Genomic DNA, 14159 nt, shown 5'->3' with positions numbered 1-14159 from the left:
CGAAACCGATCAGACCGTGGTGGCGTTGCCCGCTTTCCACTCGTCCCACGGGATGTTCCAATCACCGAGGCCGTCGGTACCCGACAGCGTTCCACCGACGGTGTTCTTCACGACGACGATGTCGCCGCGCTTGGTGTTGTCGTAGACCCACTTGGCATTGGTCGGGCTCAGATTCAGACAACCGTGCGAGGCGTTCGAGTACCCCTGTTGCCCCACCGACCACGGTGCGGAGTGGAAGAAGATGCCGCTGTAGGACATTCGCGTCGCCCAATCGACGGGCGTTCGGTATCCGGTGGACGAGTTCACCGGCACGCCGTACGTCGAAGAATCCATCACGAGGTGCTCGAAACGGTCACCGATGATGTAGACGCCGTTGTCGGTCGGGGTGCTGTCCTTGCCCATCGACGTCGGCATGGTGATGACGTCCTGGCCGTTGACGTTGAACGTCACCTGCTTGGTGTTGTCGTCGGCTGTGGCGATGACGGCATCACCGATCGTGAACGACGTCGTCGCGTTCTCCTGACCGTAGATGTCGTCACCGAGGTCGCGCCCGTACACGTTCACCGCCACGTCGACCTTGGTGCCCGGTGCCCAGTAATTCTGTGGTCGCCAGCGAACCTCTTTGTTGTTGACCCAGTAGAACGCGCCTTCGACGGCAGGCGTCGTGGTCACCGTGATCGCGTTCTGTGCAGCAAGCTTGTCGGTGATGGCTTCGTCGAACTGGACCGCGACGGGCTGCCCGATACCCACGACGTCACCGGGATTCGGCAGAACGTACGGCTTGGTGAAGTTACCGGGCTGGCTGGTGGTGAAGCTGGTGATCGTGCTCGACGCTCCCCCGAGTCCGTATGCGTCGGCCTGCACGCGATACTCGCGGTCGTAGCCGAGCGGCTCGGTGTTGGTCCACGACAAACCGTCGGGCGCGATTGCCCCCGACACCGGCTCTCCAGCCGGATTGAGCATCGTCACCGAGGACAATTTGCCGTCGGCCACCGAGACGGTCACCGGGTCGGCGGGCGAGAATCCGACTGCTCCGTCGAGGACACTCGACGTCAACTTCGGCTTCATCAGCTCGGTCATCGGGTTGGAGTCGATGGGCACCGAGGGCTCGGAAATGTCCGACGCAGAGCTGCATCCCGACAGGACCGCCACCGAAGCGACGACTCCCACCGCGGCGAGTACGAATCCGCGATTCACCCTCATCAACCACACCACTTCCCACTTCGAGCCCGACTCGCACGATTGTGCCAGCGGAGAATCTTCACATTCCACTCGACAGCCCGTTCGATGAATAACGTTCGAGTACCAATCGCGAGGCGCAAAGTTCGTGTTACCTCCTCACCCCATGCGATGCGCTTCACGACACCAGATCACCGAGCCCCGCACAGCACGGTGAGGACAACGTCATATCGGGCTAACTGACGTGTAATGGCCGCGCACCTTGGGCCGGGCACTGTGGAATCCATGGTCACCACGGTGAAGACACTCTGCGCGTACTGCGGTGTGGGATGCGGCATGGTGCTCCAGGTCGGCGGCCTGTCGACGTCGGCGGACGCACGCCCCGTCGTCACCAGGTCCGTCGTCACCAAGTCCGTCGGCGACAAGTCTCACCCGGCCAACTTCGGCCGCCTGTGCACCAAGGGAACTACCACTGCAGACATGCTGGCCGGGCCCGGTCGACTCGAGAAAGCGCAGATTCGGCATCGCCGCGGCGAGCGCGCGGAAAGCACGGACACCGCGGTGGCGATCAACGACGCCGCTGGGCGGCTCCGCACCATCATCGACGAGCACGGTCCCGATGCAGTGGCACTGTACGTATCAGGGCAGATGTCGATCGAAGCTCAGTATCTGTCGAACAAATTGGCAAAGGGGTTCATCGGCACCAACCAGATCGAATCCAACTCGCGCCTGTGCATGGCAAGCGCGGGAACCGGATACAAACAGTCGCTCGGTGCCGACGGCCCGCCCGGATCCTACGAGGACTTCGACCACGCCGATGTCTTCTTCGTCATCGGCTCCAACATGGCCGACTGCCACCCCATTCTGTTTCTGCGGATGATGGACCGAGTCAAGGCCGGCGCGAAGCTGATCGTCGTCGACCCTCGACGTACCGCCACCGCAGACAAGGCCCACCTGCATCTGAAACTGAAGCCGGGCTCGGACCTGGCCCTACTCAACGGGTTGCTGGCGCTCATCGTCGAGGACGGCAACACCGACCCCGAGTTCATCACGAAATTCACCGATGGGTGGGACGCGATGCCGGAATTCCTCGCCGACTACACCCTGGACAAAGTCTGTGCTGCAACAGGTCTCGACGAGCAGGACCTGCGCGCCGCGGCCGTGATGATCGGTGATGCGAACAACTGGATGAGCTGCTGGACCATGGGCCTCAACCAGTCGACGCACGGAACCTGGAACACCAACGCACTGTGCAACCTTCATCTGGCGACCGGTGCCATCTGCAAGACCGGAAGCGGACCCTTCTCCTTGACCGGGCAGCCGAACGCCATGGGCGGACGAGAAATGGGCTACATGGGCCCAGGACTCCCGGGACAGCGATCGGTGATCAGCGATGCCGACCGTGAATTCGTCGAGAATCGATGGAGCATCCCCGAGGGGACGCTCCGCACCGACGTCGGCGGCGGAACCATCGAGATGTTCTCCAAGCTCGCTGCAGGGGACATCAAGGCCTGCTGGATCATCTGCACCAATCCGGTTGCCTCCGTGGCCAACCGAACGACAGTGATCGACGGCCTGGAACGCGCCGATTTGGTGATCACCCAGGATGCATTCGCCGATACCGAGACCAACAGCTACGCCGATGTCATGCTTCCCGCGGCCCTGTGGACGGAAGCCGAGGGCGTGATGGTCAATTCCGAGCGCAACCTGACGCTCTTCCAACCGGCAGTCGAGGCACCGGGCGGGGCTCTGCCGGACTGGAAGATCATCGCCGACATGGCCTGCGCGCTGGGATATTCGGAGGCATTCACCTATTCGAGCGCAGAGGAGGTGTTCGAGGAGATCAAGCGATTCTCGAACCCTGACACCGGCTACGACATCCGCGGTGTCACCTACGAGCGCCTGCGCGAGAATCCACTCCAGTGGCCGTGCCCGCCCGATGCAACGACCACAAGAAACCCGATCCGCTACCTCAACGACGGGGTCAGCCAGAGACAACGCATCTGCGAGGACGGATCGATTCCCGCACTGTCCTTCCCCACCCCCACCGGACGAGCACAGTTCTTCGCCAGGCCGAGCATGGCACCGGCCGAGATGCCCGACGACGACTACCCGTTCGTTCTCAATACCGGTCGCCTGCCTCATCAGTGGCACACCATGACCAAAACCGGCAAGGTCGCCAAGCTGAACAAGCTCGATCCCGGCCCGTTCGTCGAGGTACATGCCATCGATGCCGACCGTCTCGGTCTCACCGAGGGCGACAGTGTGGAAATCGTATCTCGACGGGGCCGAGCGGTACTCCCGGCAGTCGTCACCGATCGAGTTCTCCCGGGCAACTGTTTCGCTCCGTTTCACTGGAACGACGAGTTCGGCGAAAATCTGGCGATCAATGCGGTCACCAACGATGCGGTCGATCCGTACAGCCAGCAACCCGAGTTCAAGGCGTGCGCAGTCACACTCACCAAAGTTGCTGCAGTGGAGCCACCGTCGCCTGTGGTCGAGAACGGTACCGAGGATCCGATCGACGCACTCGCCGAGATGGTCGGCCGACCCGCCCGCCCGTCGGCACCGTTCACCGCGGTCGAGCAGAGCTACATCGCCGGGTTGCTGGAGGGTCTGGGTAGCGCGGCAGGCCGTGCGGCCGCGGGAACTCCCACCCTGCCGGCGCAGACACCCCTGTCCCCCGAGACTCACGCCTGGCTCGACGGAGTTCTCGCCGGATTGTTTTCGCGCAGAATCGACTTCGACGGCGCGCCGACCACGGCCCCGAACCTCTCCCCCGACTCGTCGGGGCGGCCGCTTCTTCTGCTGTGGGCCTCGCAGACCGGGACTGCCGAGGAATACTCGCAGACCTGCCTGTCACATCTGAAGGGAGCAGGGCTGACCGTCGCGGAGCACTCGATGGACTCCTTCACCGTCGATCGACTGCCCGCCGAGGCAGATGTGCTGATCGTCAGCAGTACCACCGGTGACGGCGAAGCTCCGGACAACGGAGCGACGTTCTGGGACAGCCTGGTCGACGAGTCGGTGCGCGGTCTGAATGGAATCCGTTACGCAGTACTCGCTTTCGGCGACTCGAGCTATGCCGACTTCTGCGGCCACGGCCGCAGGATCGACGAGCGTCTCTCCGAATTGGGTGCTACCCGGCTCCTCGACCGAGTGGACTGCGAACCCGATTACGAAGACGAGGCCGCATCGTGGCTCGACGCGGTGGTGGTCTGCCTTCGTAACGATGACACCGCCACCCCCTCGAACACAGGTGGCCTCGGCGCGCCGACGACGGTGGAGAAGACACGACCCATCGAACAGACGACACACGAGGCCACCCCGGCGCGCTTCAGCAAGAAGTCTCCGCTCGTGACGACTGTCGTACGCAACCGAGTACTGAATTCGCGCGGATCGATGAAGGACGTGCGTCAACTCGGCTTTCACCTACCCGACGGAACACTCGACTACGAAGTGGGCGATGCGCTCGGAGTCTGGCCGCGCAACAGCGATGCTTTCGTCGACGAGTGGTTGCTGGCAACCGGACTGGACGGCGACACGAATGTCGATCTCAGCGGCACCGGTGCCATGACATTGCGCACGGCACTGCGCAGCCACCTCGAGATCGCCCGTGCAACACCGGATCTACTGAAATTCATTCACCGCCGGACCGCGGTGGACGATCTCGAAGCAATGCTGCATCCCGACAACAAACATGCGTTGCTCGACTGGATGTGGGGTCGCCAGTCGATCGATGTCCTCGCTGCCCATCCGGTCAGGGCGTCGGTAGAAGACTGGCTGGGAGTTCTCAAACCGCTGCAGCCGCGCCTGTATTCGATTTCCTCGAGTCCGAAGGAGAATCCCAACGAGGTACAGGTGACTGTTTCGGCGGTACGGTACAACGTGCACGGAGTTCCGCGACGCGGCGTGTGCTCGACGTATCTGGCCGACCACGCGGCGAACGACGAGGTGGGGATCTTCGTGCAGAAGTCCTCGCATTTCAAGCCACCGGACGACCCCGCCACCCCGATGATCATGGTCGGCCCCGGCACGGGCGTCGCCCCGTTCAGAGCCTTTCTGCACGAGCGTCGGGCTCTGGGGCACACCGGCCGAAATTGGCTGTTCTTCGGTGAGCAACATGCGGATACCGATTTCTACTACCGCGACGAACTGACGGAGATGATGCGGGACGGGTCGCTCAGCCGCCTGGACGTTGCCTTCTCGCGCGATCAGAAAGACAAGGTCTACGTTCAAGATCGGATGCGTGAGCACGGGGCCGAGTTGTGGAACTGGATTGCTCGTGGCGCCCACTTCTACGTCTGCGGCGACGCAACGCGAATGGCCAAGGACGTCGATGCTGCGCTGAAGGGCGTGGTGGCCCAGCACGGAAAGCTTGCTCCCAGCAGTGCCGAGGCCTACGTCAAAGCTCTTGCTGCCGAGAAGCGCTACGTGCGCGACGTCTACTGACGGTGCAGTGGCACGGTGCGCGTCAGGAACTCGAGCTGATCTGCCACCACCCTCTCGAACGCCTCTCCCAGATAGATCTCGAAGTGACCGGCGTCGTAGGTCCTGATCTCGCCGACCGGAGCCTTCCGTGCGTACCGCAGGGTTGCTTTTGCGGGCGCGACCGAGTCCGTCTCACAGACGACGAACAGAATGGGGCATCGAACATCCTCGGCTCGACGTCCGGGCCGGTGCCGCACGATCTGCAGCGCGACTCTGGCCGCTACCCGATTGTGGAACGATTCGTCGGTGTCAGGAGCGAGGGCCAGATAGCCGTCGTAACTGTCGGGTGAGGTCATCAGCGCGGTCGTCCCGGGTCGCCCAGCCGTCGCCACCATCAGCGGCGGGCGCCCTATCACCGATCCCGCGAGGTCTGCCAAGGCCCGGCCGGACAGCTTCACCGAGGTCCACGTGTTCGACGCCAGCCCCGACGCAATGCCGTCGGTGAACGGGCACTGCGCCACGACGGCCACGACCTGTTGGTCTCGGGCGGCAGCGACGATGACGTGGCCCCCGCCGAACGACGAGCCCCACAACACGATTCGACCGTTGTCCACATCGGTACGCGAACGCGCATGGGCGATGGCCGAAGCCCAGTCCTGCAACTGGGACTCGATATCGAGCAACTGGCGCGGCTCGCCGCCGCTGGCCCCGAAGTAGCGATAGTCGAACACCAGGCAGGCGTACCCGGCGGCACGGAAGCGCTCGGCGTAGGCGTCGAGTCGCATCTCCCGGGTACCGCCGAGACCGTGCGCCATGACGATCACCGGAGCTGGGCGCGGGTCGTTCGGAAGGTAGAGCCACGCCGCGCAGGAATCCCCCTGCGAATCGAACGAGACCTCTACACGATCAGGAAACGAGCCCCCCGGCTGCGACGTCATGGGCAGACAGTAGCCCACACCAGGAGAATCGGTCGATCATCGACCGGATTGCTCCGCGGCATATGCGTCGACGCGTCCGTAGGCGATCTTGGGCGTCCAGTCTCTGTGCACCAATCCGAAGTTCTGTTCGGTGTCGGCGGTGTTGGAACCGGCGTCGCGGAGGCTGTAGACGTAGGCAGGCCCGAGCCAATCGTTACCGAGGACAGCATCGAGCACGATCCCGATGCTGTCCGATTGCACCTGCTCACTGACGCTGTTGGGAGATGTTCCGGTAGGAGCACCGAACTCGGTGATCCAGATCTGCTTGGCACTGTCACCACCGGCAATCATGGTGTCTCGCATGGACCACATCTTCATGGCGGTGTTCCACGACGCGGTGCTGGGGTCGTTGGGTAGATACGGCCATGTGTACGGGTGGACGTTGAAGGCGTCGAAGTACTTGTTCGACCCCTGCGCGTACATCTGCGACAGGAACGACGTACCGGAGATGTTTCCGTTGGTGTCCTCGGAGGGTGCCATCCCACCCGCCAGCACCGTGGATGCGGGTTGCACTTGCTTGATTGCGGTATAGCTGGCGCGCAGTAGCGCCGAGTATGCCGTCACATCGGGGGCCGGCTTGAAGAACGTCACGATGTTCGGCTCGTTCCACACCTCCCAGATGCCGATTCGGCTCGAGTACCGTTGCGCCACGGTCTTGGCGAACGCAGCAAAGGTGGCGGCATTGGCAGGTCGGGAGTGCGAATCGTTGATGGCAGCCGCCACTCGTGCCCATCTCGGGGTGTAGGCGATTATGCCGTGCGGGCACATCCCATGGGCCACAACGGCGTCGATAACTCGGTCCGTGCGACTCCAATCGAAGCGGCCCCGAGTCGATTCGATTGCGGACCAATCGATGTCGACACGAACGGCGAAAGCCCCGGCGTCTCGAGCAAGAGTGAGTTCCCGATCCAGATCCGCCGGAGACAGTGTGCCTATCGACGCGCCCGGCGATACCCCGATCCGAACTGCATCGGACTGCCGAGCACACAATGGACTTCCGGCCTGCTGCGACCGCACAACAGATGCAGCAGCGGGTACCGACCCGGCAGCGAACGCCAACAGCACGATCACCAGTGCGGCACTCGCTCGTCGCGTCGAATTCCTTCTCATCGACAGATGCTAGCAACAACGGGGCGCAGTCATTCACGAATGGATTGTCATACGCATTGTCGCAAAGGCGGCGTGTTTCAGAATCGAAAAAAATCTTCTTGCGGCAGTCATCGGTACGACAACTTTGCCTGTACTACCATTTGCCCAATGACTACAGGCTTTCCCGGTTTCGACGAGCGTCTGAACGAGCTACTCGCCCGGCAAGCGGAGAAATCCGGTCTTTCCACCGAAGAATTCATTCGGCGCGCAGTGGTGGACCGGCTCGTTCGCGAACTGTCCGACGACCAGGACTCCGACGTGGGTGCGTTACTGCGGGCCTTGCAGGCCGCCTCCGAGAAGGGCGTCGACCCGGTCGAGGTGACGCGGGCATTCGGTACCCCGATCGACGACCCCGAGAGGCTGGCAGCAGTGACTCGGACAGGGTTGATGGACACCGGATCCGACGCCGGCTACGACCGGATCGTCGCGATGGTCGCCGATGCATTGGACGCTCCGTCGGCCGCATTCTCGCTTCTCGACGACAGACGTCAGTACTTCAAGAGTGCACTCGGACTTCCGTCGGAACTCGGTGGCGCGCAGGAGGTTCCTCTCGAAGCGTCCATCTGCCGTTATGCGATCGATCTGGGCCAGCCGCTGGTGGTAGAGGACGCGAGACTCAACGACGCACTCAAGGATCATCCGTCGGTCCAGAGCAATCTGTTCGTTTCCTACCTCGGAGTTCCGCTCGTCGACGACGGCGGCCATTCCGTGGGCACCCTCTGCGTGTGGGATCGGCAGCCGCGGCAGTGGACCACCGGCCACGTTCAGATACTGCAGGACTTGGCCTGGATTATTCGCGAGCGAGTTTTCGAATAAAGGCCACTTTCCTCAACTGCTAATAGCTTTTCTCGGCCTACAACCGACCTCGGGTTTTTTTCATGAAGTCGACCGGGTGACCTCTTTCTCAGCGGTATACATTCAATGGGATATCAAAGACTTACCCATCCGAAACTAGCCACCGGGAAGACGCTGTGCCCGAAACACTCGAATCACCGCACACTCGCCCGCGGTCTGTCGAGCCCGACACCGCTGCGGTTCGCCGCACACTGGTGGACCGACTACGGGTCGATCCGCTCAACACCGCGATCACCGTCGCGGTGGATGTGCTCGCCGGTGCCGTTGCTTTGATCGGAGCGCTACTGTGGCATTCGGGCAGTCTCACCGACACCGGCTGGCTCCCATGGCTGTTCCTGCCACTACTCATCGGAATCATGGCCGGCAAGTCGATGTACCGGCGCAGCCTACGTCGCAACTTCCTCGACGAGATAGGGCCGGCCGAAACGGCTGTTGCTTTCGCGTCGCTCGCTTTGACGGTCGTGATGTTCCTGGCCGACACCGACTACCGGCCCAGCGCGGTCGTGTTGCGACTGTGGTTGCTGAGCGCGCTCACGATTGCGATCGCACGTCTGATCCGCGTCGTCGTCCAGCGCTTGCTTCGCACCAAGTTCGGATCCGCGGCACCGGCCATCGTGCTCGGCAACGATCCGATCGCACATCAACTCGTTTCTCGCACAAGACAATTTCCCGAGTACGGTCTTGCTCCGGTCGGTTACGTCGGCGATGCCCCGATCGCCGACGTCTCGCCGCAAAGCGAGCTACCCGATCTGCCACACCTCGGGCTGCCGGGCGATTTCGAGGCAGTTGCGCGTAGGACCGGTGCGGAAGAACTGATCGTTGCATTCGCTCCGACAGAAGACCGAGTCCTGGTCGGAGCGATCAGAACTGCGCATCGGCTCGGTATGCGGGTGTGGGTGGTGCCCAGGTTGTACGACGCCGTCGGCGTCAACACTCGCGTCGAGCACATCGGCGGCCTGCCGTTGATGGTGCTGCCGCACGTGAACCCCAAGGGGTGGCAGTTCGCCCTCAAAGGTGTTCTCGATCGAGTCCTGACGGCATTCGGTCTCCTGCTGCTCTCCCCCGTCTTCCTGACGCTGATGCTGCTCGTGCGCCTGAGCTCCCCCGGCCCGATCTTCTTCGCGCAGGAGCGGATCGGGCGGGACGGATTGCCCTTCGATTGCCTGAAGTTTCGCTCCATGCGGCCCCCGCGCGCATCGGACGCCGCGTTCGAGCGAAAGGCCGGGGACGCGCCCGGTGGCGTCGAGGGAGTCGATCGGCGCACCCGTATCGGAAAGATCATGCGACAGACCTCGTTGGACGAACTTCCCCAGCTGATCAATGTCATTCGCGGTGACATGAGTCTGGTCGGCCCTCGGCCGGAACGACCCGAGTACGTCGACCTGTTCGAAATGCAGATCCGTCGATACGGCGAACGCCACCGCGTCAAGGCCGGTGTGACGGGATGGGCTCAGGTTCACGGCCTTCGCGGCCAGACCTCCATTGCCGACCGCGCGGAGTGGGACAACTACTACATCGAGAACTGGTCCGTCTGGCTCGATATCAAGATCCTGTTCCTCACAGTGCTGGCCGTTCTGAAACGCGCCGAGGACTGATCGTGGTCTACGCCGAATACGGCCACGTTCGGGTCACCCCGTGATCACGTACGTCGCCATCGGTTTCGGCGCGGTGGTGGTCGTCGCGCTCGGTTGCGCAGTTGCTGTGACGATCTACCGGCGACCCCAGCGCGGAATACTGTTGCTCGCGGCATTCGTTCCACTGCACGGCCTTCTGGTTCTCGTTCCCCTGCCCGGCGTGGTGTCCGGTTGGAAGGAAGGTCTTGTCGTCTTCACGGTTCTGTGTGCGTGGTTGCGCCGACCGCGACACGTCCGTGGCTCGACGCCTCGGGTGTTCATGCCGTGGTGGCCGGCGGCGGCCCTGTTCGTCGTACTCGGCAGCATCTCCGCGTTCGCCACGTTCGGCATCGTCGGCATATTCGGTATCAAGGTGACGTTCTTCTACGTTCTGCTGGTTGTCGTGATGTGGTTCGCACCGTTCGACGCGAAGGATCGCGATCACCTCGTCTCCATCCTGATGGGTATGGGTGTGTTCACCTCGGCGGTGGGCATCGCACAACTTGTGGCCGGACCGGCTGCGCTGGTGTCGCTCGGGTACGAGTACGGCACGCAAGTGCGAACCTCGGGCGGCCTGCTCCGAACGTTCAGCACGTTCAACCTGCCCTTCCCGTTCGGGCTGTACGTGATGCTGGCCTTGCTCGTGGGCGGAGCCGTTGCCCTGGCCGATCCGCGCCGACGCCGAAACATGTTGTTCCTCTGGGCGACTCCGATGATGGTGGTCGCCATGTCCAGTTCGATCGTGCGAGGAGCAATTCTCGGGCTCGCGGTCGGGGCCATCTACTTGATCGCTGTGCGTTTCCGCTACCTCGCTGCACCTCTTGCTCTGGCGGCACTGGCCGTGGCGGTCACGGTTCCCTTCGTACCGAAGATAACGTCGGTCTTCTTCTCGTCGAGCAGCCTCGGTCAGCGTGGAGACGGCTGGGCCAACATCATCGCGAGCATCTTGGTTCATCCGTTCGGAACAGGACTGGGATCGAGTGGTTCTGCGGCAGACCGTATTTCCACTGCCGAGGGCACGGCGTTCACGCAATCCGGTCTGTCGACCAACTATCAGCCGGACAACTACTACGTGAAGGCGCTGCTCGAACTCGGCCCCATCGGTCTGTGGGTCGTGGTCGCCTTACTCGTCACGTCGCTGCTGTGGTGCACGCGCCTGTCGCGGACACTGCCCGGTGGTGACGGCGCACTGGCGCTGGGAGTCGGTGCGTCGATCGTCGCAGCCATGTTCGCCAGTCTCGTCTCGACGTACTTCGAGATCTTTCCGATCGATGTCTATTTCTGGCTCTTGTTAGGAGTGGTGGGATGCGCAGCAGCGCAACACGAATCGTCTTCGGGGCGCTCGCCCTCCGACCGGGCGGAAGCGGCGTACAGACCTACATACGCGAACTACTGAACGAGCTACCGCACTGCCTGCCGAATGCCGACCTCGCCGCATCGGTGCAGCGCGACGCAGTGAGCGAGCTCCCGCCCTCGGTGCGGCCGATCGAGCGACCCGTCTCGAGCGGTGCGGCTCGGGCAGTACTCGGAGCACTCCCCCTCGGAGCGTGCGATGTGGTTCATGGGCTGGACGTCGATCTCCCACTGCTCACGAAAGCCTTCACTGTCGCGACGGTGCACGACCTTTCCGTCATCGACATGCCGTCGGCATCGAGCCGATTCAGGGCGGCGGGTGAACAGCGGCTGGTTCGCCATGCGCTGCGTCGTGCAGATCTGTTGATAGCGGTATCGCGATTCACCGCCGATCGGATCGAAGCAGTCAGCGGCCGCGAAGCCACTGTCGTCGGGCTGGCACCGGCCGCATGGGCGGCCGTTCCCACCGACGCCGAGGTGGACGCCGTCCGCAACAAGTTCGCTCTGCCGGATCGATTCGTCCTGCAGGTCGGAACAGTGGAGCCACGCAAGAACGTTCGACTGGTGGCCGATGCGGCGGAGGAGATCGGACTACCGTGCGTGTTGGCCGGTGCCGGTTCCACCGGGCCGAGCGCCCCGCACAATTCGCATGGTCTGGGCTACGTCGACGTCACGGACCTCCCGGCGCTCTACGCTGCTGCGACCGTGACCGCCTACGCCTCTCGGTACGAGGGTTACGGACTCCCACCGGTCGAGGCGATGGCGTGCGGCGGTGCCGTGGTCGCCAGCGCAGTCGGAGCCCTACCCGATGTCGTGGGTGACGGTGCCGTTCTGGTGAAGTCGGAGAACGTGGACGACTGGGTACGGGCCATGCGGCCCATCGCATTCGACGAGGACGCCCGCGCCGCCCTCGTCGGAGCTGCGGCCGAAGCCTCACGCCGGATCAGCTGGCGTCGAACAGCGGAACTCACTGCCGACGCGTATCGAGCCGCAGGCGCGGTCTGATGGCCGAGGACCTCGCACTCGACGGCACCGAGCAGCCCCCCGACTACCGCGCAGTCGCCGCGGATCCGAAAGCTGCGGCCAAAGCCACGATTGCCGTCCTGATCAGCCGAGTGATCATCGCAGCCCTGGGATGGGCAGGCAGCGTCGTCATCGCGCGATCCCTCGGACCGGACGACTGGGGTCAGTTCAGCTTCGTCTTCGCACTGCTCGGCTTGATGTCCGTCGTCACCGATCTGGGAGTCGGACGCGTCGTGCTGGCGAAACTGATGGACGACGATCCCGAAGAGATCGGTCGAACGGCATCGTCGTTCCTGGCTCTGCGTACCGTCCTCGGGTTGGTGGGGTACGTGCTGGCCGTCGCGTACGTTCTCCTACTGCAGTATCCGGCGGAGGTGGTGCTCGCAACAGCGCTCGGCGGATTGGTCGTCGTGTTCGCCACACCGGGCCACGCCTTGAGCGTCCTCTTCCAGAGCCGTCACCGCCTGGTGCTGGTGGCCGTGGCCGAAAGTGCGGGCCAGGCAATACAATTGGCCTTGACCGTGCTGGCGGCCGTGCTGGCCCCCACCCTGCTCATCTTCGTGCTTCCAGCAGTGGTCAACGAAGTGTTCAAGCTGGTCACGAAGGGTTTCGGTATAGGCAACCGTTCCATGGGGCTGCGACCGTCGAGACACATCGAAGTGCGCCGCTGGGGGCCGTATCTGAGAGAGGCCGTGCCGCTGGCGATCGGCTTCGCCCTCACCATCGCCATGCTCAAGATCGACATGCTGATGCTCAGCCTCCTCGACACCTTCGAGGCCGTGGGACTGTATTCCATCGGCTACAAATTCTCCGACATGATCGACACCTTCGTGCTGGCGGCGGTGGCACCGATCAGCACTTTGCTCGTCGCGTCGTGGCCCCACGACACCACAGCATTCCGAGCTCGCTCACGTTCGGCCGCACTGCTGTTCGCGCTGTTCGGCGCGATGGCTGTCGCGGCGTTCATACCGTCGGCCGAGCCGTTGATCGGTCTGCTGTACGGCGACAGATTCGTCGACGGTGCTCACGCTGCCCGTCTGCTCGTGATCGGCGCAGCGCTGATGTCGTTGGTGATGCTGGGCATATTTCTGCTCGCATCGGCCGGAATGCAACGTCACTACCCCGTGGTTGCGTTGGTCGGTCTGGCCCTGAACATCGGGTTGAACCTCGTATTGATCCCGCGGATGTCGTACGACGGAGCTGCTGTGTCCACGGTCGCGACGATCGGAACCACCCTCGTCCTGCTGTGGATCGTGATTGCTCGAAGCATGCCCGTCCCCAGACTGTTTCCGTTGCAGTCCATTTCGATCGTCGTCGTGATCACCGTCGCCACGACGGTCGGGGGCTGGTTCCTGGTACAGCACTACCCCGGTCTGTGGCTGCTCGTTTCCGTTGCGGCAGCCCTACTGGTCGCGATCTCGCTGTACGCGTTCGTCGCCATAGGACTCGTCGAGTCACCGTTGCCGGGATCAGCCGAGAAAGGACGACACCGTGCACGCTCCCAGTGAGGCCGGCAGGTACATCGGACACATCACCCGATTCGGTCCGCGCGCTGCGGAGTCGAAGTTCGGTTTCACGA

Annotated in this window: 9 protein-coding genes; 6 read left to right on the top strand and 3 right to left on the bottom strand. The window is 63.2% G+C overall.

What is annotated here, in order from left to right; genetic code table 11:
• Positions 1-9: 9 nt before the first annotated feature.
• Positions 10-1203, bottom strand: a complete 1194-nt coding sequence (locus CH286_RS18505) for a L,D-transpeptidase (RefSeq protein ID WP_094610116.1) — start codon at positions 1201-1203, stop codon at positions 10-12.
• A gap of 261 nt (positions 1204-1464) precedes the next feature.
• Here CH286_RS18505 and CH286_RS18500 point away from each other — a divergent pair, with 261 nt between their 5' ends.
• The gene (locus CH286_RS18500; protein ID WP_094610115.1) at positions 1465-5631 is read left to right on the top strand and encodes a bifunctional nitrate reductase/sulfite reductase flavoprotein subunit alpha; all 4167 of its coding nucleotides are present in this window, start codon (positions 1465-1467) and stop codon (positions 5629-5631) included.
• On the opposite strand, the gene CH286_RS18495 is transcribed toward CH286_RS18500, so the two are convergent.
• A complete protein-coding gene (locus CH286_RS18495) occupies positions 5625-6548 on the bottom strand; it encodes an alpha/beta hydrolase (protein WP_094610054.1) in 924 nt (307 codons plus the stop codon). The two genes, CH286_RS18500 and CH286_RS18495, sit on opposite strands and share 7 nt — an antisense overlap.
• A gap of 36 nt (positions 6549-6584) precedes the next feature.
• The gene (locus tag CH286_RS18490) at positions 6585-7697 is read right to left on the bottom strand and encodes an endo-1,4-beta-xylanase (RefSeq protein WP_094610053.1); all 1113 of its coding nucleotides are present in this window, start codon (positions 7695-7697) and stop codon (positions 6585-6587) included.
• 147 nt (positions 7698-7844) lie between these two features.
• On the opposite strand from CH286_RS18490, the gene CH286_RS18485 reads away from it, so the two are divergent.
• From CH286_RS18485 to CH286_RS18465, 5 genes are all read left to right on the top strand, one after another.
• A complete protein-coding gene (locus CH286_RS18485; RefSeq protein WP_032402353.1) occupies positions 7845-8552 on the top strand; it encodes a GAF domain-containing protein in 708 nt (235 codons plus the stop codon).
• A 155-nt stretch (positions 8553-8707) separates the two neighbouring features.
• On the top strand, positions 8708-10186 hold the full coding sequence (locus tag CH286_RS18480) for a sugar transferase (protein ID WP_032402352.1): 1479 nt from the start codon (positions 8708-8710) through the stop codon (positions 10184-10186).
• A gap of 40 nt (positions 10187-10226) precedes the next feature.
• Complete coding sequence (locus tag CH286_RS18475) at positions 10227-11600, top strand: O-antigen ligase family protein (protein ID WP_032402351.1); 1374 nt, start codon at positions 10227-10229, stop codon at positions 11598-11600.
• Complete coding sequence (locus tag CH286_RS18470; protein WP_037151095.1) at positions 11510-12562, top strand: glycosyltransferase family 4 protein; 1053 nt, start codon at positions 11510-11512, stop codon at positions 12560-12562. Before CH286_RS18475 ends, CH286_RS18470 begins: the two co-directional genes overlap by 91 nt.
• Positions 12562-14088 carry a flippase gene (locus tag CH286_RS18465; RefSeq protein ID WP_094610052.1) on the top strand — a complete coding sequence of 509 codons (1527 nt, stop codon included), beginning with the start codon at positions 12562-12564 and terminating at the stop codon, positions 14086-14088. Before CH286_RS18470 ends, CH286_RS18465 begins: the two co-directional genes overlap by 1 nt.
• Positions 14089-14159: the final 71 nt, after the last annotated feature.

The organism is Rhodococcus sp. WWJCD1 (assembly GCF_002258735.1).
Taxonomy (GTDB): Bacteria; Actinomycetota; Actinomycetes; order Mycobacteriales; family Mycobacteriaceae; genus Rhodococcoides.
This window is presented reverse-complemented; position numbering and strand designations above follow the sequence as displayed.

Bases quoted from the DNA above. Each gene is read 5' to 3' on its own strand.
- CH286_RS18505 (WP_094610116.1), bottom strand. From the start codon at position 1,203: ATGAGGGTGAATCGCGGATTCGTACTCGCCGCGGTGGGAGTCGTCGCT.
- CH286_RS18500 (WP_094610115.1), top strand. From the start codon at position 1,465: ATGGTCACCACGGTGAAGACACTCTGCGCGTACTGCGGTGTGGGATGC.
- CH286_RS18495 (WP_094610054.1), bottom strand. From the start codon at position 6,548: ATGACGTCGCAGCCGGGGGGCTCGTTTCCTGATCGTGTAGAGGTCTCG.
- CH286_RS18490 (WP_094610053.1), bottom strand. From the start codon at position 7,697: ATGAGAAGGAATTCGACGCGACGAGCGAGTGCCGCACTGGTGATCGTG.
- CH286_RS18485 (WP_032402353.1), top strand. From the start codon at position 7,845: ATGACTACAGGCTTTCCCGGTTTCGACGAGCGTCTGAACGAGCTACTC.
- CH286_RS18470 (WP_037151095.1), top strand. From the start codon at position 11,510: ATGCGCAGCAGCGCAACACGAATCGTCTTCGGGGCGCTCGCCCTCCGA.
- CH286_RS18465 (WP_094610052.1), top strand. From the start codon at position 12,562: ATGGCCGAGGACCTCGCACTCGACGGCACCGAGCAGCCCCCCGACTAC.